Below are 21,958 nucleotides of genomic sequence, written 5' to 3'. Positions count from 1 at the left end.
CACCAGCTCACCAATTCTCGCTTCCAAGCACCTCACGTCCTGCGCTCTTCATGCAAGCTAGACCAAGAGGATCGGGACTCGCATCGTTATCGATGAAAAAAAACCCTTGACCTTCGCAGCCTCCAGTGTACGATAGCGCCCAGGGGCATTTGTAGGGGATTTCCTTACAAACGTCCACTGAACCAATCTTCCCACGCCACTGCGAGCTAACAGGAGCAAAAAATGGACGAAGAAAGCATTAACCTCACCAAGAAAATTGGCCAACGCCTGCGTGCCGCGCGCAATGCTCACGGCTATAGCCTGGCCGAGCTGGCCGCGCGCACCAACTCGTTGTCCAAATCGCGCATCAGCAACTATGAGCAAGGCATCCGCCGCATGGGCCTTGAAGAAGCCGCCGAGCTTTCCAACGCTCTCGACGGTCTGACGCCGACCTATCTTTTGTGCCTGGACGACAAATCCCCTCTCAGCAAGACCGAGTGGAAAATGATCGATGCCTTCCGCAATAGCGACGAACGCGGCAAGGACACCATCCTGCGCGTTTGTGAAGTTCAGCGGGAATACTCAGTCCCAGCCATGCGCAGCCGCCTTGAGATGGCCGAATAGGCGATGGCCGAGTAGGCAGCGCAAGGTGCAACCACCGGCGAGTCTTTTCGCCGGTGGCCCACCCCAGTGCCGCTTACTGGCGGACCTCGGCAAAGCTTCTTTTGACGCCATCGTGCATTGACCTTAAAGTTCGCGGTGGCGATGGCCTGCCATGGAATGCGGATCTCAGGCGTCTCCCCCGGCCTATGGAACTGCCATTGGCTCGGTCTTTTGTGCAACACAGCCACCCAGGCCGAACCTCACCAAATCAATTCAAGCTGTCACCATGCGCCACACTATCCGGCAATGGCTGCCAAATCGCGCAGCCCTGCTTTTTGTCACCATCCTCCCGGTGCTGGCCCTGGCACCATCAGGCTGCACAACCCTTGTATCCACGTCGGATTTCTCCGCCACCCAATATTTTCCGGTTCCCGCCGGCCTGGTGCCCAGTGTCGAATTCTGGCGCAAGGTCTATGCCGAATGGAGCCGCGCTCAGGTGGTGGTACATGATGACCGTTATTTGGACCTCATCTACCAGGTCGCCGAACTTCCTGGCCCGATCAAGGCATCCTATACACCGCGACAGCGGGATTTCGTCGATAGCCTGAAGGCAAGTTGGCAGGCGCGTCTGCAGGAACTCTCGCGCAAACTGGCCAGCAAGGCTCCGCTCACCAGCGAGGAACGGGCGCTTAAAAACAAACTCAGCGCGGCCGGTGGCGGCGCGGCCCTGATTGATCCGGCGGCCAGAGTCCGCACCCAGCGCGGTCTGCGCGAGCGTTTTCGACGCGGACTCGAAATCAGCGGGGGTTACGAGCAGGCTTTCCGGGAGATCTTCCGCCGTCATGGGGTTCCGGAGGATCTCGCCTTCCTGCCGCATGTGGAGTCGTCATTCCAACTCAACGCCCGCTCAAGCGCCGGAGCAACTGGCATGTGGCAGTTCATTCGCTCAACCGGTCGGCAATACATGAGGGTGGACAACCAGATCGACGAGCGGCTCGACCCCTTCATTGCCGCCGATGCCGCCGCTCGCTATCTTGCCCAGGCTTACAGCAAGCTTGGCAGTTGGCCGCTGGCAATCACATCCTATAATCACGGCGTCGGCGGCATGAGCAATGCTCGCGCGATCCATGGCGATGACATCGCCAGCATCGTTAAACACTATCGCGGACGCTACTTCGGCTTTGCATCGCGTAATTTCTATGCGGAATTCATCGCCGCCCGGCATGTCGCCAAGCACCCGCAAGAGTACTTCCCAGAAATCCATTACGAAAAACCCATCGCGCAGCGGCGGGTCAGCATGACAAAAAGCCAAAGGGTAAACGAGGTTGCGCGCGAGCTGGGTGTACCCGTGTATGAGCTGATTCGCGCCAATCCAGCCTGGCTTGGCCCTATCCGCGATGGGCGCGCACCCATTCCAGCTGGCAGCACGCTTTGGCTGCCAGGCGGGCAAGCACCAAGCAAGGATAAGCAGCAAAGGGCCATGGATGCCCCCCTATTCGGAGCGCATCCCGCCAGCGACCTGAACCCAGAACTTGCACCAGATCAGAACAAACACCAAACACCCGGGCGTCCACCCCGTTCCGATAGTCACATGCCTGGCAGCTTTTGGCGCCGCACGGAGGCATGATGGCGATAAAATCCGACCGCTGGATCCGCCGCATGGCCAAGGACACCGGCATGATCGATCCTTTCGAGCCAGCCCAAGTGCGCGAAACACCAGAGGGCGGACGCGTCATCTCCTACGGCACCTCAAGCTACGGCTACGATATTCGCTGCGCCGATGAGTTTAAGATTTTCACCAATATCAACTCGGCCATCGTCGACCCAAAAAGCTTCGACGCATCCAGCTTTGTCGATTTGCGCGCCGATGTCTGCATCATTCCGCCCAACTCCTTCGCATTGGCGCGCACCGTGGAGTACTTTCGCATTCCGCGCAATGTGCTGACACTCTGCCTGGGCAAGAGCACCTATGCGCGCTGCGGAATTATTGTGAACGTGACGCCACTCGAGCCTGAATGGGAAGGCCATGTCACACTCGAATTTTCCAACACCACCCCACTTCCGGCAAAAATCTACGCCAACGAGGGGGTTGCCCAGATTCTGTTTTTCGAGTCCGATGATGTCTGCGAGCATTCCTATCGTGACCGCAAGGGCAAGTATCAGGGCCAGCGCGGCGTGACCCTACCAAAGCCCTAGGCCCACGCGGCTCAATCCATTCAAATGCGTAACGCGCCGCGACTGGCCGTCCCGCGACAGCCGGTATCCGCTCGGCGGCACAAGGCTGCCACCCTAGCCGCTATCCTGCCCTGGCTGCTCGCTGGTCTGATACTGGCGCTGAGTCTGTGGCGCCTCGTCGGGCTTGACCACCTGCTAGTCTGGCACGACGAAGTCTTCACCCTGATCCGGGTACTGGGTCAGACCGCGCTCGAGGTCAACCAACGCCTGTTCAGCGCCACCTTGCTGTCACCCGCGCAAGTGCTGGCCTTTCAACAGGGTTCAGCCAATACCTGGACAGCCACCCTGACCGCCCTGATGCGCCATCCCGAGCATCCACCGCTTTATTACCTGCTCGCCCGTGCCCTGATGGCGCTGCCACTCGACCCGGTGATCGCCATGCGCGGCGTCTCGGCCGGCTTTGGCATGCTGCTGCCGCTGGCGGCCTTTTGGCTGATGCAAGAAGTCTTTGGTGCTGGCAAAGGCGAGCGCGCATGGCTACGGCCATTGGTCTGGCCTGCCCCCTGGCTGGCGGCTCTGCTGGTCGCCGCCTCGCCCCTGCACCTGCTTTACGCCCAGGAAGGCCGCCAATACGCACTTTGGACACTATTGGTCGTGGTCGCGAGCGCGACCTTGATGCGCGCCCTGCGCACTCGACAGCAGCTTGCCTGGATCGGCTATGCGGCTGCGCTGTCGCTCGCGCTCTACACACATCTGCTATCCCTTCTGCTGATCCCGCTTCACGCGTTCTATGGACTCCTTGCCAGCACCCGCGAAACGGGCTGGAAAATCGACTGGAAAGCCGGTTGGAAATGGGGCTGGCGGCAGGCAAGGCAGCCTTTGGTCCAGCGCTTCGCGCTGGCTGTCGGCGTCGCACTGCTGCTGTTTTCTCCCTGGCTAGTCCTGATGGTGGTCGCCGCCGATCAGGTCAATCAGTTTACATCCTGGATGCAACGCCCCATCACGCTCGAACAGATCCTTCTCGCCTGGCGTGATCACCTGACGCGGGTCTTTATCGACATTCGGACCATGACCACCGGCTCTGGTGTTCCGACATGGACCGCGCTGATGCTGCTGCCTGTCGCCTTGGCCCTGGGGCATTATCTATACAGGGCGCCACGACCAGCGGCTTGGTTTCTACCGCTGCTGGCACTGGTCTTTATCGGCGTGGTGCTCGGTCCGGACTTGTTGCTTGGCGGGAGCCGCTCGCTGCATCCGCGCTACGCCCTGCCGAGCTTGCTCGCGTTGCAGTTAATGCTGGCCTGGAGCCTTGGCCAGGCACTGACCGGCGCATCCACCCTCTGGCGCGCCGGTGCCGGCATCGCGCTGGCCAGCCTGCTTGGCGCCGGGCTCTGGTCCTTCACCGTCATTCACCATGCCGAGACTTGGTGGAACAAGAACTTCAGCGCCGGTAATCGCGCTGTTGCCCAACGCATCAACCAAGCCCCCGCCCCGCTGGTTTTAGTGAGCCCAAGCAGCGTCGGCACGGGTGAACTTCTCTCGCTTGCCTATCATCTGGCGCCCCAGGTGCGCATCTGGGGTGAACTCCAGACTGGTGATGGGGCGGATACCGGGACTGGCGCCAGCCGGCTTCTTCCCGACGGCTTTGCGAGCTATTTCGCGCTGACCCCTTCAACCAACCTGAAAACCGCCGTGCAACCGCTTGGCCTCAAGCCACTTCCCGGCCACTGGCAATGGTTTCAAGCGCTGCCATCGTCCGCCATGCCTGGCGAGACCCGCAACCTGACACCCGAGCAAGGATCCCGATCCCAAGAATGAAACGCGTCGCGACCCTCCTTATTCCAGTGCTGATGGCGCTTCTGACCATTGCCATCTGGGGGTTATTGAATCAGCCCTCGCAGGAGCCACCCTGGCCGGCGCGCATTCAGGGCTTTTCCTTCTCGCCCATCCGCGCCGACCAGGATCCCACCAAGAAGGATTTCCCAACACCCGAGGAAATCGACAGCGACCTGGCGCTACTTAAAGGCCATGCCCATGCGGTCCGTACCTATTCAGTGGAAGACACACTCGGCCTAGTCCCCAGCCTCGCTGGCAATCATCAACTCAATGTCGCCCTGGGAGGCTGGATTGGCCCTTTTCCCGACGCCAATGAACGCGAAATCGAGCGTTTGATCGGCATTCTGCGCGAAGGACATCGCAGTGTCGTGCGGGTCATGGTTGGCAACGAGAGCCTTCTGCGCGACGATCTGCCAGTGGAGGATCTCATCGATTACATCGAGCAGGTCCGCAAGATCACCGACTTGCCGGTCGGCACCGCCGAGCCCTGGCACATCTGGCTGAAGCATCCGGAACTCATCAAGCATGTCGACTTCATCGCCGTCCACCTGCTGCCCTATTGGGAGGGGCTGCCGATCGACCACGCCGTCAGCTACGCCTTCAATCGCTTCAAGGAGGTACAGGACGCCTATCCAGACAAGCCCGTGATCATCGGCGAGGTTGGCTGGCCCAGCAACGGCCGGCGCAATCGCGGCGCGGAAGCATCGCAGGCGAATCAGACCCGCTTTCTGCGCCGCTTCCTCGCCGAGGCCGAGAAGGGCGGATACATCTACTATGTAATGGAAGCCTTTGACCAACCCTGGAAGGCCAAGATCGAGGGTGCCACCGGCACCTATTGGGGCGTTTACAACGCCGAGCGCGAACCCAAGTTCAACTTCACCCAACCGGTTGTGCGCATTCCTCAATGGCAGGAATTGGCCGCGCTTTCCGTCGGCATGGCCGTGCTCTTGTTGCTGCTGCTCTATCGCGACAGCGCTTCCTTGTCCTCCTCGGGCAAAGGCTTCCTGGCACTCGTTACCTACGCCATTTCAACCGCCGCCGTCTGGATTATCTACGACTACACCCGCCAATACATGACGCCGGCGACCGCCGTGGTCGGCGCCCTGCTGCTGGTCGGGGGCATCGGCGTCATTGTGCTGCTGGTGGCCGAAGCCCATGAATGGGCCGAGGCACTCTGGCTCAAGCAATGGCGGCGCCCCTTTCCGCGTCATGGCAAGAACGACCAGGATCTGCCCTTCGTTTCCATTCATGTACCAGCCTACAACGAGCCGCCGGAACTCTTGATCGAGACCCTGGATGCCCTGGCGGCACTGGATTACCCACGTTTCGAGGTGCTGGTAATCGACAACAACACCAAAGACCCCGAGGTATGGCAACCGGTGCGTGCCCATTGCGCGCGCCTGGGCCAGCACTTTCGCTTTTTTCATGTCGATCCGCTGGCGGGATTCAAGGCGGGGGCGCTCAACTTTGCATTGCGCGAGACCCATCCCGAGGTGGACGTGGTCGCCGTGATCGACGCCGATTATGTGGTCTTGCCCGACTGGCTGCGCGATCTGGTTCCAGCCTTTACCGATCCGGACATTGGCATTGTGCAGGCGCCACAAGACTATCGCGATGGCGATCAGAATGCCTTCAAGGCCATGTGCCTGGCCGAATACCGCGGCTTTTTCCACATTGGCATGGTCACCCGCAACGAGCGCAACGCGATTATTCAGCATGGCACCATGACCATGATCCGGCGCGAAACCCTGGCCTCGGTTCAGGGCTGGGCCGAATGGTGCATCACCGAGGATGCCGAGCTTGGCCTGCGGCTGTTCGAGCAGGGTTACAAGGCGCTTTATATTCCCTGTACCTATGGGCGCGGGCTGATACCAGACAGCTTCGCGGATTTTCGCAAGCAGCGCTTTCGCTGGGCCTATGGCGCGGTGCGCATTCTTGCCCACCACTGGCGCGAACTGCTGGGCTGGCGGCGCACCGAACTCTCCGCCGGGCAGCGCTATCACTTTGTCGCCGGCTGGCTGCCCTGGTTCGCGGACAGTTTTAACCTGCTGTTCAATTTCGCCGCGCTGGGCTGGGCTATCGCGATGGCGCTTTACCCGGATCGGGTCACCCCACCTTATATGACGGTGGCACTCATCCCCTTGGTGCTGTTCGTCTTCAAAATGCTCAAAAGCCTGTTCCTTTACCGCCGCCGCGTCGCCGCCACCTGGCGTCAGAGCCTTGCCGCCGGCCTGGCTGGCCTGGCCCTGTCGCACACCATTGCTCGCGCCATTCTGGCGGGCCTTGGTTCAGGCAAGATGCCCTTTTTGCGCACGCCCAAGCTGGCGAGCTCCCCAGCCTTGATTCGCGCACTGCTCGATGCCCGCGAGGAGGCCTTGTTCGCGCTCGCACTCTGCTTGGGCGCCTTTAGCGCCGCGCAACGCGAGGACGCCTACATGCTGGACGTAAAAGTGTGGATTAGCGTTCTGCTGGTTCAGGCCATTCCCTACCTGGCGGCCGTCCTGGTCTCTTTGATCAGCGCCTGGAACCGGCTACCGGCGGGACTGGTTGGCACCATGACGCAAATGGACGCCGCAGTTGCCAATGCGACCCCAGGCACCAGACTGTCAAAGACAGCCGCGAGCTCGACCCGCTCGACCCAAGACCAACCACCGGCACAACCGCCGGCACAACCACCGGCGCCCAAGTCAGTCGTCTGAGTCCACCCGGACTCTTCCGCGCCAGAGGGCCAAGAGCAAGAGCACAGCCCCACCAAGCAGCATCGGCAAGCTCAGCAACTGGCCCATGGTGAGCCAATCGAAGGCAAGATAACCAATGTGCGCATCCGGCTGACGCAACCATTCGACGCTGAATCGGAACAGGCCGTAGAGCAACAAAAAGAGCCCGGACACCGCCATGGTTGGCCGAGGGCGGCTGGAGAACAGCCACAGCACGACAAAGAGCACCAGCCCCTCCAACACAGCCTCATAAAGCTGGGATGGATGCAGCGGCACCGACCAGATCGCACCCGATGGCAACCCCTGGCAGTATTCAGGAAAACGCGCACAAGGCAGGCGCATGCCCCAAGGCAACGAGGTCGCGTGACCCCAGAGTTCGCCATTGATGAAATTACCGATGCGGCCGGCCAACAACCCCAGAGGCACCAGAGGCGCGAGAAAATCGCTAACTTCGAAAAAGCGCATGCGGTACTTGCGCGCGAACAGCCAGATGGCCAGCATCACGCCAATCAGACCGCCATGGAAAGACATCCCGCCCTGCCAAACTTTGAGCAGGTTCAGCGGATTGTCGAAAATCTGCTCCTGACCGTAGAACAGCATGTAGCCCAGGCGCCCGCCGGCAATGGTGCCAATCACGCCGTAGAAAATCAGATCGTCGACCATCTCGGCCGACCAGCCCGAATCCAGACGGGAGCCGTAATGACTGTGCGCCGCCCGCCAACGCCCGAGCATCCAGGCGAGCGCAAAACCCACCAAGTACATCAACCCGTACCAGTGGACTTTCAGCGGCCCGAGCGAGAGCGCGACAGGATCGATCGTGGGGTAGCTCAACATGGGTCGGCAGTCTAGCACAGAGCTTCGCGAACACGAATATCACAAGAGCGACCGAATGCTACTCGCGATAATACTTGCCACTTCGTGAGGTCGCCGAGGGCGCGACCGCTCGGGTACTGTTTTGCGGGACTCACACCCGGGGACAAGCTTGGCGGCCACCTGTTCCCCCTTAACCGATGCTAGCGCGGCGGTAGGAAAGCCCCGAGACTGTCTCAGTTAGCTATCCTTAATCCTTATCTTTGTCGCATTCGTGTTCGATGCCACCATATCCACCGCTGTCGTTGTCCTCATCTCGGACTTTCCTGCGCGGATCGTCGATGAAGACTCCGATAACGCGGGTGCCTAGTCTCGGCACTTCCGCGGCGATGGGCTAGCCCGCTGGCGCAAGCCATCCAAGAACAGGTTCTCGGGGACGCGAGGGAACAGAAACCTAGCCTTGACGCTGACTAAGGCGGTTACAGTCATGCACCAGGCTCATTAACAGGAGCGTGCCGAATGCGGCCATCTAGGGTCTGTTGGCACGCCGAGCAAGTAGCCTTGCCCCCAGTCCAGGCCGAGATCGACGACCAGATCCAGGGTGCTTGGGTTCTGGATTTGCTTGGCGATGGTGGTGATACCCAAGGCATGGGCGGCCTGTTGCATCCGCGCGAGTGCCGCTCGGGCGCCATCGGACTCCAGGGCTTTCTGCACCAGACAGGGATCGAAGGACAGGAAACTGAAGGCAAGGTCTTGATGCAAAAGCTCCAAGGCGCTGTCGTGATTTCCGTAGCCGGTAATCGAGAGTTTGCAGCCGAAATCGAGCATGGGTTGCAGGCTGTCAGCGACCATTCCGCGGTGCTTGATGACCAAGTGCTCATTCAGCACCAGCACCATGGGGAGCATACCCGATGACCGCGCTGCAAACTCAGGATGCTCGTTGATGGTTCTGACCATTTCATTCAGGGTGGCTGGATGTCGGATGAGATCCTCGGAGATGTGCACGAAGGTGAGCAGGGAACCCGCGTCCTTCCCGGGGCAGACTGCATTGGCTGGCGGGTAAGCGATGCGTTCGAGCGCGGCATCGAACAGCATCTGATCGATGCGGTGCAGAAGCTTGAGTTGCAGCGCGACCTCGATAAACGCCGAGGCATTGAGCAGGCGTGAACCGTTCTCCATGATGCGGGAAAAAGCCTCCTCGGCGACAGGCTGGCGGTCGCGGAGGCGCACCACTGGCTGAAAGACCGGGGTCACGCGCGCCATGCGCACGGCGTCCTGAACCAGAATTGCGAGCGACATGGTGCGGTTGTCGGTGGACAGGCTACTGCCATGGACGCGATTGCAACCATCCTTTTTGGCGCGATAGAGGGCAAGGTCCGCGCGCGCCAGCGCCTGCTCGGCGCTGTCCATGAGAGGACGCGCGGTTGTAACTCCGGCGCTCAAGGTCACCTGAATCGCTTGCCCGTCGATGCGGGGCGGTTCATTGGTGATCATTTGGCGGGCGGCGTCGATGTGTTTTACCAGGGCAGCCTCGTTTGTATCTGTCGCGATGGCAAGAAACTCATCGCCACCCCAGCGCCCAATGGTGATGTTTTGCAGTCGCAAGTGCGCATCCAGGCGCGCGCCCAAGGCCGACAGCAATTGATCACCCACGACCGTACCATGCATATCGTTGATATCTTTCAAGTGATCGATATCCAGCAGGGCTATCGCGCAATCGCGTTGACTTACCTGCGCGTGATGATGCGCTTGCTCGACAAGCCGCCAGATGCCATGGCGGCTAAGCAACCCGGTTAACTGGTCATGAGAGGCAAGCTGCCGCAGCGGAGCGACAACGCCTGTTAGATCAATGTGGACGCCCGCGATCCAAAGTCGTTCCTGGTCGATCAATACCTGTCCGCGGTCCAGCATGGGGACAGACTCGGTGGAACCGCGACAAATGAGAATGCACAGTTCGAGCTGGTCGCTGAGCCGACAGCGGATAGCCTGGAGTGCCGTCTGATAGCGGCGGCGGTCTTCCTGATGGAGTTGCTCCAGAAAAGCCTCAAGCGCGAGTCCGTCTGCCTCTGGCGGGTAACCCAGCAGACGAAAATACCATGCATCCCCAAAAATGCGACCGGCGGACAGATCCAGCCGATAGGTGCCGATTCTCGCGGCGCCCAGAGACTGCCAGAGATGCGTCGCCCCGCGGTTGGATGCCGATCCGCGCTTCTCATCCATGGACGTCTCGCCCATGAGCGGCATGGAGCGCCCCGGATCGGTTGGACCCGGACGGGAAACGACAGGCGACGAAGAGACAGGGGCTCGCACTCCAGATCGCGGAGAGTCTGCGACTTGCTTCCTCATGAATCGCTCCGCCTTTCAATGCAGTCACACTCTGACCCTTCGCGCCAAAGAACCCTTTTGCGCCAAAGAACCCTTTTGCGCCACCTGCCCCTTCGGCCACATGTCGGGAAGAATGCACGAAACAAGACAAGGGCGCGGCCTAGACGCGGGTGAGTGCCTCTCATCTTAATTAGCGCCTAAAAATGCCATCCCACACAATCCGCTATTGTTTCTGGACCGCCCCCTTTCACCTGTTGCATAGGATGACCGGCTCTGATGCGTGTGTCAACTGGTCGAAATCACGCAAAGCCGGCAGGAGCTGGGGTGTCGCCGGGAAACCTTGGCGTCAGATCAAGGAGGGAGCGGACTGAGTTGGGTGGGATTAGATCTGAGGCGGAGATGGAGAAGCCAAAATGACAACAGTCAAATTATCGTCACGGCATTATCAAAACACATTCAAGACATCGGCTCCAAATGTAGATGCCGTGCTGATCCTTCAGCATCGCCATGACCGTGAGCCAACTCGGACGCTCTGACGGGCAGCAGGAACAGCCGCGCGTGGCGCACGCCGGTTTCGGCGCGGATCGCGTCCGCAAATGCGCGCACCCGCTGCGCTAGCCCGCGCAACACCACGGTTTCCAGGCAGTTGTCATGGTCTAGGTGCACGTGCAGGGTAGACACAGACAGATCATGATGCTCATGCGAAAGCCGGGTCATGCGCGCCGCCAGCTCGCGCTGTTGGTGGTTGTAAACGTAGGTCAGAGTGGCGAGACAGTCACTTGCCTCCGGCCGGTCGAGCTCCTCGGCACCGAGCCGGTCGCGGATCAGATCCCGTAGCGCCTCGGAGCGGTTGCCATAGCCGCGACTTGTCCGATAGGTCTCGAATTGCTCGGCCAGGTCATCGTCGATCGTCATGGTGATTCGCTGCATTTGTCGTCGCCGCTCCGTTCCGGCTGTCATTGTCTCAGGTGTCTTGGGTTCTCATTATTCACGATCCATGCGGCTCCTTGGTATTCGGTATCCTTGGATCAACTTGCACATCTGGCGGCACGACAACATCATCTCAGCCATGAAGAGCCCATGCCCCAAAGAGATCCCTACCCCCTGGCTCCGCGTCATCGGTATCGGCGAGGATGGCCTGGCCGGCCTCGGCGAGGCCGCGCGTCAGACTCTGTGCCAGGCGCGCGTGCTGTTCGGCGGCGCGCGCCATCTGGCCATGGTACCGTCACACCCGGATCAGATTCGGCAGACCTGGCCAAGCCCTTTCTCCGCCGCTCATGATGCCCTGCTGGCCTATCGCGGCCAACCGGTGGTGGTGCTGGCCAGTGGCGACCCCATGTTCCATGGCGTCGGCGCGACTCTGGCGCGCTGGTTTGGCGCCGCGGAGATGCGGGTGCTGCCGGCGGCCTCGGCTGCGTCCCTGGCGGCGGCGCGCCTGGGGTGGGCGCTGCATGAGATTAAGGTCATTCCCGCCCATCGCGAGCCGCTGGAAGGCCTTGCCCTGCATCTGGCACCTGGGGCCCGGCTGCTGGTCTTGAGCCGCGATGCCGACACCCCGGCGCAACTGTCCAAGTTGCTGGTGGCACATGGTTATGGCGAGAGCCAGCTGGCGCGCCTGGAGCGTCTGGGCGGACCCGAGGAAGGCATGGCTGAAAGCCGCGCGAACGCCTGGTCCCATCCGCCGGGAGCCGCGCTCAATCTGGTCGCGGTCACTTGTCGGGCAGACGCGGGTGCACGCTGTCTCTCCCGGCGCGCCGGCTTGCCGGATGACGCCTTCGAACACGACGGACAACTCACCAAGCGCGACATGCGCGCCATGGTGCTGGCACGCCTAGCCCCCGCTCATGGCGAGCGGCTGTGGGATGTCGGTGCCGGTTGCGGTTCCATCGGTATCGAATGGCTGCGCACGGGCAACCGCTGTCAGGCCATCGCCGTAGAATCCCACCCCGGCCGCTGCGCGCTGATCCGCGCCAATCGCGCGCGACTGGGTGTGCCTGAGTTGGAACTGATTGAAGGCCGGGCGCCCGCTGCCCTGGCGGGACTGGAGAGGCCGGATGCCATCTTCATCGGCGGCGGTTTAACCCGCCCTGGCGTGGTCGAGCACTGCTGGGAGGCACTCAAGCCCGGCGGTCGCCTGCTCGCCACGGCCGTGACCCTGGAGAGTGAGCTGTTGTTGACCACGCTGTATCAGCGCCACGGCGGGGAGCTAATCCGCGTCGCCCTGGCCCAGGCCGAGCCGCTCGGCGGCTTTCAGTCCTGGCAGCCGGCGCGGCCGCTGACGCTGCTTGCTCTCACCAAGGTCACGCCGGAGCAGACCCCTTGCACCCCGGAAGACGGCAGGCGATGATCCACTCAGCATGAAAACCCTATCTCTGATCGGCATAGGCCCAGGCGGTCCGGACCTCGTTACCCTGCAGGCCATAGATGCCATGCGCGCGGTGGACGTTTTCTTTTTGCTCGACAAGGATGGCCCCGGCAAGGAGAGCCTAATCGCGGCACGCGAGGCGATCATGGCACGCCACCTTGAACCCGGCAGCTATCGCGTGGTGCATGCGCCGAGTCCGCCGCGCGCACGCACCGCCGATGGTTATCTGGAGGTGGTGCGCGACTGGCACGCGCGCAAACGAGCGCTCTTTGCCGAGCTGATCGCGCGCGAACTCACTGACGGCCAAACCGGCGCGTTGCTGATCTGGGGCGACCCCTCGCTCTACGATCAGAGCGTCAGCCTGTTCGCCGAACTGGTCAGCGAACAGCCGGCTGACAGTCCGGACAGGCTTCGTCTCCAGGTCATTCCCGGCCTGAGCGCGGTGCAGGTGCTCACCGCCCGCCATGCCATCCCGCTTAACCGCGTGGGCGAGCCCATTGTCATCACCACCGGCCGCCAGCTCGAACAATCCGATCCGGCCAGCATCGACAACACCCTGGTCATGCTCGATGGCCGGGGCGCCTTCCGCCATTGCCTTGGCCAGGGACTGTCCATCTTCTGGGGTGGCAATCTTGGCATCCCAGAGGAGGTCTTGATCGCCGGCCAGCTCGATGCCGTCGCCGAGAAGATCCTCGCCACCCTGGAGCGCCTGCGCGCCGCACGCGGCTGGGTGATGGATACCTATCTGCTGCGCCGGCTGAAGCCGACTGACTGACAGCGGCAGCGAGCGGGCGGTCTTGTTGCCCCAGCCCGCCTCCTGGCTCGTCCCTCCAGCCCGGCAAAGGATGTCGTTCCTAGCCTCATGCTATGCTGTGCCATCTCTTACCCGTCCGCAATGGAGCGACCCCATTATGTCGGTGACCGCGGAACAATTCGCAGAGCTGATGCCCGCACCCGGACAACTCTTGAGCGATGAACCGGAAATGGAAAGCAGCCTGCATTATCAGCAGCTCGCCTTGCTGGTGAGCTGCCTCGAGTGGTATTGGCGCGAGCGTCAGGACTTTTTCATCGGTGCCAATCTGACGGTCTACTACAGCCAACAGCAATTGAAGCAACGCGATTTTCGCGGACCGGATTTTTTCCTAGTCCGCGACACCGACCGGACCCCGCGCAATTCCTGGGTGGTGTGGGAAGAGGGCGGCCGCTACCCGGATTTGATCATCGAGCTGCTCTCGGATTCCACCGCACGGGTGGATCGCGGCGACAAAAAGGATCTGTATCAGAATGTTTTCCGCACACCCGAGTATTTCTGGTTCGCGCCCGACACCTTGGAATTCGCCGGCTTCCGCCTGCTGCACAAGCGCTACCGGCCCATCACGCCAAACAAGCGCGGCCAACTCTGGAGCAGCGTACTGGGACTCTTTTTAGGCATCGAGGACGGCCAGTTGCGCTACTTCGAGCGTTCAGGCGACCTAGTGCCCAGCCTGCCCGAGTCTATTCTGTGCGAACGCGCGCTGCTCGAGGAAGAGCGCGCGCGCGTTGCCGAGGAACGGGGAAAATTCGAGCGCGAGCAAGAACGCGCCAAACAGGAACACGAGCGCGCCAAGCGAGAAAGTGAGCGCGCTGATAGCGAGCGCCTGCGCGCCGAGCAGCTTGCCGAGCGCCTGCGCGCCTTGGGCGTGAATGTTTAGTTGTTCGTCTTGGCTCCGACACCCAACTAAGCTAACAAACAACGAGCAACTAAAAACCAACCACTCGATGCACTACCAACGCGATCCCGACGCCATCTACCGCGAATCCTTCGCCATCATCCGCGCCGAGGCGGATCTGTCCCGCATCCCGCCCGATCTCAAAACCCTCGCCGTGCGTGTTGTCCATGCCTGCGGCATGCCGGACATCATCGACGACTTGGAATTCTCCACCGATGCTGGCAGCGCCGGGCGCGCGGCCCTGGCCGCTGGCGCGCCCATTCTGTGCGACAGCCGCATGGTCGCCCATGGCATTACCCGCGCGCGCCTGCCGGCGAACAATGCCATCCACTGCACCCTGGATGATCCGCGCGTGCCGGAGCTGGCGCGAACACTGAACAATACCCGCACCGCCGCCGCGCTCGATCTGTGGCAGGAGCACCTGGAGGGCGCCCTGGTCGCCTTCGGCAATGCCCCCACCGCACTCTTTCGGATGCTGGAAATGCTCGACGCCGGCTGCCCACGTCCAGCGCTCATCCTGGGCTTTCCGGTCGGCTTCGTCGGCGCCGCCGAGTCCAAGGCCGAACTGGCCGCCAACAGTCGCGGGGTGCCCTTTGTCGCCGTGCGCGGGCGTCGTGGTGGCAGCGCCATGGCCGCCGCCGCCATCAATGCCTTGGGTCAGGATCCTCATGCCAGTGCCTGATCACCCGCGGGAGGAGAAGACCCGTCTCCAGCCGGCGCCAGCACCAGGCCGCCTGATCGGTCTTGGCGTCGGTCCCGGCGACCCCGAACTGATGACGCTCAAGGCCCTGCGCCTGCTGCGCGCGGCACCCCTGGTTGCCTACTATGCCGCCGAGAACAAAGGCGGCAATGCCCTGACCACCGTGAGCGAGTATCTGCGCCCGGAGCAACGCCTGATTCCGCTGATTTATCCCATCACCGGCAAAATCCCACCGCCCCCCTTCGACTACGAAGGCGTCATGCGCGCCTTCTACGACCAGAGCGCTGAACGGCTCGCCGAGCAGTTGGCCGCTGGCATCGATGTCGCGGTGCTGTGCGAGGGCGATCCCTTCTTCTACGGCTCCTTCATGTACCTGCATGATCGTCTGGTCGGGCGCTTCCCAACCGAGGTCGTCGCCGGCGTCTGCTCGGTCGTGGCCAGCGCCTCCGCGCTGCGCACGCCTCTGGTCTACCGCGACCAAAGCCTGCTGGTTCTCTCGGGCACCTTGCCCGAAGCCGAGCTGCGCCAGCGCCTAAGCGGCTGCGAGGCGGCGGCGGTGATGAAGCTCGGCACCAATTTCGCCAAGGTGCGCCGGGTAATCACCGAGCTTGGCCTGCTGGATCGGGCGCGCTATGTCGAGCGCGCCACCATGGGCGAGGAACGCATCCGCGCGCTGCCGCGGATCGAGCCCGCGAGCGTGCCCTATTTCGCCATGATTCTGATTCCGGGCGAGACCTGGCCGGCCATCGCATCCGGCGCGGCACTGGTTCCGGTGACCAGCCCGGAGGAACAGCTTCCAGACTCTGTCGACGAGCCTCCGATCACGGAAGCTGACCTGAAAGATGATGGAGCAGAGTATCGCGCGACGCACCCGCCCTTCGACTCCCGCGCCCCCCTGGACCCCGTTGCACCAGAGCCCTCGGGCCCGCCTCAATATGCCGGCACGCGCGGCGGTCACCTAGCGGTGGTGGGTCTGGGGCCCGGCGCGCCAGAATGGCTGACACCCGAGGCACGCGCGGCCATCGACCAGGCCGAGGACATTCTCGGCTACGAGACCTATCTGCGCCTGGCCGGGCCCTTCCGCCCCGATCAGCGCGTGCGCCCCTCCGACAACCGCCAGGAACTGGACCGCGCCCGCGCCGCGCTTGATCTCGCCGCCAGCGGCCGTCGGGTGGTGCTGCTGTCTTCCGGCGACCCGGGTATTTTTGCCATGGCCAGCGCGGTGCTTGAAGTGCTCGACCGCGGTCCGCAGTCCGAGTGCGAGCCAGAGCCAGAGCCAGAGCCAGCGACAGACTCACCCTGGAACCCGGCCTGGCAAAAGGTCGCGCTCAAGATTCTGCCCGGCATCTCAGCGGCTCAGGCCCTGGCCGCGCGGGTCGGCGCGCCCCTGGGCCATGATTTCTGCGTGCTGTCGCTGTCCGACAATCTCAAACCCTGGAGCTTGATTGAACGGCGCCTGCGCCTGGCCGCCGAGGCGGACCTGGTCATCGCCCTGTACAACCCGCGCTCACGCGCGCGTCCTGACAGCCTGGGACAAGCACTGGAGATCCTGCGCGCGCTGAAATCTCCGACCACCCCAGTCGCCCTCGGCCATGACGTCGGCCGCGCCGCCGAGCGCACCCAGGTGCTGACCCTGGCCATGCTCGACCCGGACGCCGTTGATATGCGCACCGTGCTGATCATTGGTTCCTCACGCAGCTGCGTCATCGCTCGCGCCTCAGGTGGCAAGTGGTTCTATACACCGCGCTGGAGCGGGGAGTGAATCCCGGGGTGTCTCGGTGAATGGATGCGCTGAATCAGGCGTCACGCGCGAGCCAATCAAGCACGGACTCTACGCTCGCCACCACGGGGACCTTCGGGCGCGGCGGCCGCTCGCGCATGATGACCGCGATTCCCAGCTCGCGCGCCGCCGTCAGCTTGGCGGCGGCGCCCTCGCCGCCGCTGTTGCGGCAGACGATGGTGTCTATTGCATGCCCGCGCAGCAGGTCAAGCTCCTGTTCCAGGGAAAAAGGACCGCGCGCAACCAGCAACTCGGCCGCGGCGAAGGGCGGCATGGGATCGGGGCGGGTCACCGTGCGCGCTAGAAACCAAATATCATCCAACGCGCTGAAGGGTGCCAGCTCGCGCGCGCCCAGTGCCAGCAACACCCGGCGCGCGCCCTGGGTTTGTAATAGCGCCACCGCCTGCTCCCAATCCGCCACCGGATACCAACGATCACCGGGCTTGGCCTCCCAGGCGGGTCGCTCCAGACGCAGCAGCGGCACTTGCGCCTGATCACAGGCCAGGGCCGCGTGCTGGCCCATGGTGTCGGCGAAAGGATGGGTGGCATCCACCACGGCATCGATGGCACCTTCGAGCAGAAAGGCGCGCAGGCCCTCCACACCACCAAAACCGCCGATGCGGGTTTCTCCCACCGGCGGGCGCGGATGCTGGGTGCGCCCAGCCAGTGAGCTGATCGGATGAAAGCCCTCCTGATCGGCCAGCGCCTCGGCGAGGATGTAACCTTCGGTGACACCACCGAGAATCAACACCTTCTTGGTTTTCATACCAGATAGCTCTCCAAAAAACCTGTTCTGAAGCGAATCATGGTCAGTCATCGCCGGGAAAGCCTGTGCCCGAAGCTCGGGCAGGTCATGTCAGATCAGATCAGATCAGATCAGATCAGATCAGGTTAGGTCGGGTCAGTCCTGGCCAAGGCCTTTGGCTCCAGTCGCAACCGCGACACAGCCAGCAGCCGATAACCGGCATGGACGAATTTGCTCGCCGGCAACAGCAGAAAAAACCCATAAACCGCGCCCAGATGAGCCAGTAACAGGAGCCCCATGGCGGGGGTGGCGCGTCCAGCCAAGAGCGCCAGACCGCTCAGCACCACGGCCAGCAGCCACAGGGTCGCCGAGGTCTCGCCCCCTTGCATTTCCGGCGCCAATGTCAGCGGGTTGGTCCGACGCCTGAGCCACCAAAGGCCCAGTCCGGCCGGCAGCATCAGCAGCCCGCCGAGCAGGCCAAGCACCACCGGCAGACTCGCTGCCGCATAGGGCGCGGCCCGCCCCAAACCATGGTGCCAGACGGCGGCCACCAGAGTGGCGGCCAGACACAAGAGGAAGCCGAGCACCAGCAGTTGGTGCAGCCAGCGGCGCATGGGCGCCAGCGGAGTATGGGAGTCGGTGCAACCCGGACCGCCGCCGTCAAGATGCCGCAGGCTGGCGATGTCCCATAGAGCCGCGCGCAGACCGGACCAAGTCAAGCGCGCCGGCGGACGCCCGAGGCTGATTGCGCGCCAGAAGTTGATCAGGCTGATGCCCATGGACAGGAGTGCCCAGCCGAGCGTCAGCAGGCCCAGCCCGACCATGACCGAAAACGGCAGAATACGATAAAAATCCCCTGGAGCCAGCGCCCCTTGCATAAGCCGCGACCAGGGCAACCACCAGAGACCTAGCAGCATCGGCAGCAGCATGGCCAGGGCTGGCGGCAGAAGGGGCAGCAAAAAAGGCGTCGGACCCACCCCGGGCCGCCGCGCACCGACACGGGCGCGGAACAGGGCAGCCAGTGCCCTGGGCCAGGCGAAGTCGGCATAATTCCGCCAACGCAGCCGCTCCAGGGTGCGCGGCACATTCACGCCAAATGCGTGCGGCGGCGCGTACTGGCAAGCATCCAGGCAATTGCGGCAGGCATGGCAGAGATGGGCCAGATAGGCCAGGTCGCCCGCGCGCAAGGCTGGGCGCTCGCGCGCGGCGTCGAACACCGGGCAGAAGCCGTTGCAATAGCCGCAGATATTGCAGATCGCGAGCATCCGCCGGGCCTCCTCGGTCACTGCCCTTGGGTCGGTCGGAAGCGGGTCAGGCACGGGCAACATGCGCGGCCTCCTCGCCGGCGAGGCAGCCAAACACCAGACCGATGGTCAGCATCAGCCCGGACAGATAGCCTTGAGGACAGAGATTGGGCGCCATCAGGGTGCCGGCCGCGAACAGATTGCCGATGGGCTCACCGCTGGCCAGCCGCACCCGCGCTCGGGCATCGACCGCCAGGCCATGGTAGCTAAAGGTCAGTCCAGGGCGCATTGGATAAGCGGCAAAGGGGGGCGTCTCAAGCACGGCCGCTGGCCCTGTCCGGGGCGGGTCGAGCGGCGGCGAATGGAGGGAGGGGCAAGCACGCATGGCCGCATTGTAGGCCAGCCAGGTGGATTCGAGCGCGTCGGCATTAATCCCGGTTTGCCGCGCCAGCCCTTGCACGTCCGGGGCGATCAGCGGCGGATAGAGCGCCGCGGGGGCGGCATTCAGCCCCTTGGCATCCAGCAGCAAATAGCCGATCTGACCAGGATAGTCCGCCAGCCGCTGGCCCCAGAGGGCATAGCGGGTCGAGCCCTGATCGGCGCCCTCGTCATGCCGGCGCCGGCCCTCGCGATCCACCACCAATCCCAGTGGCATCCCGCGAATGCGGGTGACAATGCCGCCATCCTCCGCCGGCGAGCGCGCGTCCACCGCGACCAGGTAAAGCCGCCCCGGATCACCCACCGCTTGGGCGCCGGCCGCCAGCAGTTCGATGAGGATATCTCCGCGCGCATCGGGCGTCCCGCGATTGATGAAGCCTTCCACCCGCTCGCCGCAATGCTGGCGCAGCCAGTGCGCATTCCCCTGGGCACCGCCGCAGGCGAGCACCACGGCATCGGGCGCCACCGTCTCAGCCAGTTGCTGACCCGGATGAGTGGCTTGACAGGCCGAACGCAGATCAATGCCCACCAGCCGGTTGCCGCTCAAGCGCGCTTGACCCGCCGCGCACCCGTAGCGAATCTCCACCCCCAGCCCTTCGGCACAAGCATAGAGCGCATTCACCATCGCCTGGCCGCCACCGAGCAGGAAGGCCGTCTTGGATGAAACCGGCAAGCGTCCCCTGCCGAGCGCTTGCAGCGCCACACCGGCATCGCGCAACCATTGCGGGGCCGCGCGCGAACGCTCGATCAACAAGCGCGAGAGGGCCGCATCCGCGCCACCAGCGGTCGCGCGCGCAAGATCATCGGCGAAGACGTCGGCCGGATAACTCCCGGCCACCAGCGCACTCGGGCGATCATGGCAAAAGCGAAAATTGCGTGCGTGCCGACTGTTACCGCCACGCCGCCAGCGCGGCGCGCTCTCGACCAAGAGCACCCGCGCACCAGCGCGCCGAGCACTGATGGCCGCGCAGAGTCCGGCGATGCCGCCACCAACCACCAGAACGCCCGGGGCTTTCACATCAAGGCTGATGTCTTGATCGCCGCCCTTGACAAAGAGTCCGCCTAGAGCATCTCGGAAATGCCGAACTTCTTGGGTGCGTCCAGATCCGGCTGGTTCTTTTTCCGCATCAGCGGGAAGACCACCACCAGGGTGGCGAGCAGCAGAATGATCTCCAGGTAATAGACCACGCCATAGCTGAAGGCCGGACCGGACATCTCGCTGCCAATCCAACCTTTGTCGACCATCAGACTGACGAGATCGCGAATGGCGCCGCCAAGGAAAATAGCACCGCCCTGGGCCGTGGCCTGCACCGCGCCCCAGGCGCCGAGTGCCAGACCGGTGTGGCCACCTTGCGCGAGCCCCATGGCGGCGGTGAGGGTCCCCACCGCGAACAGACCCCCGCCAAAACCGATTAGACCGGCGCCGCCGCGGAACAGCCAGGGCAGGCTCAGCACGCCAGCAGCGATCACGGCGGCGAAGGCAAAGAGTCCCAAGGCCGCGCCAATGGCGGCCATGCGGTTGGGGTTGCCGCCCTTGGTCAGCAACCAGCCGGCCAGTGAGAAGGCAATCAGGGTGCCACCGGCCCAGATGGCGGTCAGCAGGGTGGTCTGAGACACACTCAGGCCCAACACCTCGCCGCCATAGGGCTCAAGCAGAATGTCCTGCATGCTGAAGGCGGCCGTGCCGAGTCCGACGGCAATCAGCAGGCGCGCGGCATAGCGATCCTCGACGAAGGCTTTCCAGGTGGCGGAGAACTTGGGCGCGCGCACCGGGTTGGCGGCGCGCTTGCGATCAACCGCCTCCTGACGCCAGAGCGCGACGATATTGAGCACAATGGTCGCGGCGGCGGTGGCCTGAATCACCTGAATCAGCTTCACCTGGGTGAAATCGCGCAAAAACAGCCCGTAGAGCACCGCGCTGACCAGCATGCCAAGCAGCAGGGTGACATAAAGCAGCGCCACCACACGCGGCCGGGCCTCCTTGGGTGCCAGGTCGGTGGCCAGGGCCAGACCGGCGGTCTGAGTGGTATGCAGCCCGGCGCCCACCATCAGGAAAGCGATGGCCGCGGCGATATAACCCACCACCGCCATCTGGTTGCCCTCGGCGGACATCAGCAGCAGCGCGAAGGGCATGAAGGTAAAGCCGCCGAATTGCAACAGGGTGCCCCACCAGATGTAGGGTACCCGGCGCAACCCGAAGGCGGAGTGGTGATAGTCAGACCTGTGTCCGATGAGCGCGCGCAGGGGGGCGAATACCAGCGGCAGGGCGACCATCAGGGACACCAGCCACACCGGCATGCCAAGCTCCACCACCATCACACGGTTCAGGGTGCCATTGAGCAGCACGATGGCGGCACCCACCGAGATCTGGAACAGCGACAGCCGCAGCAGTCGTGGCAGGGGCAGATCGTCGGTGGCCGCGTCCGCGAAAGGCAGGAACCGCAGCAACAACTGCATGCCGACCTGTTTGAAATCGTCAAGCGTGGGTTTGTTTGTGGCCATGGGGGTAATCGGTGGTCAATGATTGGTCGT

Annotated in this window: 17 protein-coding genes and 1 pseudogene; 11 read left to right on the top strand and 7 right to left on the bottom strand. The window is 63.1% G+C overall.

The window, feature by feature from the left end; translation table 11 throughout:
• The first annotated feature begins 222 nt into the window (after positions 1-222).
• The 5 genes from Thiowin_RS03620 to Thiowin_RS03600 all read left to right on the top strand — a co-directional run bounded on the left by Thiowin_RS03620 (position 223) and on the right by Thiowin_RS03600 (position 7,292).
• The gene (locus Thiowin_RS03620) at positions 223-603 is read left to right on the top strand and encodes a helix-turn-helix domain-containing protein (protein ID WP_328986376.1); all 381 of its coding nucleotides are present in this window, start codon (positions 223-225) and stop codon (positions 601-603) included.
• A 265-nt stretch (positions 604-868) separates the two neighbouring features.
• Positions 869-2,209, top strand: a complete 1,341-nt coding sequence (locus Thiowin_RS03615) for a lytic transglycosylase domain-containing protein (protein ID WP_328986375.1) — start codon at positions 869-871, stop codon at positions 2,207-2,209.
• Positions 2,209-2,778 (top strand): dCTP deaminase, encoded by a 570-nt coding sequence (gene dcd, locus Thiowin_RS03610; protein ID WP_328988195.1) that lies wholly within the window; start codon positions 2,209-2,211, stop codon positions 2,776-2,778. The genes Thiowin_RS03615 and dcd overlap by 1 nt, the downstream gene beginning before the upstream one ends.
• A gap of 24 nt (positions 2,779-2,802) precedes the next feature.
• Positions 2,803-4,575, top strand: a complete 1,773-nt coding sequence (locus tag Thiowin_RS03605) for a glycosyltransferase family 39 protein (protein WP_328986374.1) — start codon at positions 2,803-2,805, stop codon at positions 4,573-4,575.
• On the top strand, positions 4,572-7,292 hold the full coding sequence (locus tag Thiowin_RS03600) for a glycosyltransferase (protein ID WP_328986373.1): 2,721 nt from the start codon (positions 4,572-4,574) through the stop codon (positions 7,290-7,292). The genes Thiowin_RS03605 and Thiowin_RS03600 overlap by 4 nt, the downstream gene beginning before the upstream one ends.
• On the opposite strand, the gene lgt is transcribed toward Thiowin_RS03600, so the two are convergent.
• The 3 genes from lgt to nikR form a co-directional block, all read right to left on the bottom strand.
• Complete coding sequence (lgt, locus tag Thiowin_RS03595) at positions 7,281-8,144, bottom strand: prolipoprotein diacylglyceryl transferase (RefSeq protein ID WP_328986372.1); 864 nt, start codon at positions 8,142-8,144, stop codon at positions 7,281-7,283. The two genes, Thiowin_RS03600 and lgt, sit on opposite strands and share 12 nt — an antisense overlap.
• A gap of 477 nt (positions 8,145-8,621) precedes the next feature.
• The gene (locus tag Thiowin_RS03590; protein WP_328986371.1) at positions 8,622-10,340 is read right to left on the bottom strand and encodes a diguanylate cyclase; all 1,719 of its coding nucleotides are present in this window, start codon (positions 10,338-10,340) and stop codon (positions 8,622-8,624) included.
• A 561-nt stretch (positions 10,341-10,901) separates the two neighbouring features.
• Entirely contained in the window at positions 10,902-11,360 is a 459-nt protein-coding gene (nikR, locus tag Thiowin_RS03585; RefSeq protein ID WP_408034156.1) for a nickel-responsive transcriptional regulator NikR, read from the bottom strand.
• A gap of 154 nt (positions 11,361-11,514) precedes the next feature.
• Here nikR and cbiE point away from each other — a divergent pair, with 154 nt between their 5' ends.
• The 6 genes and pseudogenes from cbiE to Thiowin_RS03555 all read left to right on the top strand — a co-directional run bounded on the left by cbiE (position 11,515) and on the right by Thiowin_RS03555 (position 16,981).
• Positions 11,515-12,792, top strand: a complete 1,278-nt coding sequence (gene cbiE / locus Thiowin_RS03580) for a precorrin-6y C5,15-methyltransferase (decarboxylating) subunit CbiE (RefSeq protein ID WP_328986369.1) — start codon at positions 11,515-11,517, stop codon at positions 12,790-12,792.
• Positions 12,793-12,802: 10 nt separating this feature from the next.
• On the top strand, positions 12,803-13,585 hold the full coding sequence (gene cobF, locus Thiowin_RS03575) for a precorrin-6A synthase (deacetylating) (RefSeq protein ID WP_328986368.1): 783 nt from the start codon (positions 12,803-12,805) through the stop codon (positions 13,583-13,585).
• Positions 13,586-13,721: 136 nt separating this feature from the next.
• Complete coding sequence (locus Thiowin_RS03570) at positions 13,722-14,501, top strand: Uma2 family endonuclease (protein WP_328986367.1); 780 nt, start codon at positions 13,722-13,724, stop codon at positions 14,499-14,501.
• A 67-nt stretch (positions 14,502-14,568) separates the two neighbouring features.
• Entirely contained in the window at positions 14,569-15,201 is a 633-nt protein-coding gene (locus Thiowin_RS03565; protein ID WP_328986366.1) for a precorrin-8X methylmutase, read from the top strand.
• A pseudogene (locus Thiowin_RS03560) lies at positions 15,188-15,949 on the top strand (precorrin-2 C(20)-methyltransferase); the annotation flags it as partial. The gene Thiowin_RS03565 and the pseudogene Thiowin_RS03560, both read left to right, overlap by 14 nt.
• Complete coding sequence (locus Thiowin_RS03555; RefSeq protein WP_328988194.1) at positions 15,932-16,981, top strand: precorrin-3B C(17)-methyltransferase; 1,050 nt, start codon at positions 15,932-15,934, stop codon at positions 16,979-16,981. The pseudogene Thiowin_RS03560 and the gene Thiowin_RS03555, both read left to right, overlap by 18 nt.
• A 34-nt stretch (positions 16,982-17,015) precedes the next feature.
• On the opposite strand, the gene Thiowin_RS03550 is transcribed toward Thiowin_RS03555, so the two are convergent.
• The 4 genes from Thiowin_RS03550 to Thiowin_RS03535 all read right to left on the bottom strand — a co-directional run bounded on the left by Thiowin_RS03550 (position 17,016) and on the right by Thiowin_RS03535 (position 21,928).
• A complete protein-coding gene (locus tag Thiowin_RS03550) occupies positions 17,016-17,765 on the bottom strand; it encodes a cobalt-precorrin-6A reductase (protein WP_328986365.1) in 750 nt (249 codons plus the stop codon).
• A gap of 125 nt (positions 17,766-17,890) precedes the next feature.
• The gene (tcuB, locus tag Thiowin_RS03545) at positions 17,891-19,072 is read right to left on the bottom strand and encodes a tricarballylate utilization 4Fe-4S protein TcuB (RefSeq protein ID WP_328986364.1); all 1,182 of its coding nucleotides are present in this window, start codon (positions 19,070-19,072) and stop codon (positions 17,891-17,893) included.
• On the bottom strand, positions 19,056-20,444 hold the full coding sequence (tcuA, locus tag Thiowin_RS03540) for an FAD-dependent tricarballylate dehydrogenase TcuA (RefSeq protein WP_328986363.1): 1,389 nt from the start codon (positions 20,442-20,444) through the stop codon (positions 19,056-19,058). The genes tcuB and tcuA overlap by 17 nt, the downstream gene beginning before the upstream one ends.
• A 44-nt stretch (positions 20,445-20,488) precedes the next feature.
• Entirely contained in the window at positions 20,489-21,928 is a 1,440-nt protein-coding gene (locus tag Thiowin_RS03535) for a BCD family MFS transporter (protein ID WP_328986362.1), read from the bottom strand.
• Between the last annotated feature and the right edge of the window lie 30 nt (positions 21,929-21,958).

The sequence above is a fragment of the Thiorhodovibrio winogradskyi genome (genome assembly GCF_036208045.1).
In the GTDB taxonomy this organism is placed as follows: domain Bacteria; phylum Pseudomonadota; class Gammaproteobacteria; order Chromatiales; family Chromatiaceae; genus Thiorhodovibrio; species Thiorhodovibrio winogradskyi.
This window is presented reverse-complemented; position numbering and strand designations above follow the sequence as displayed.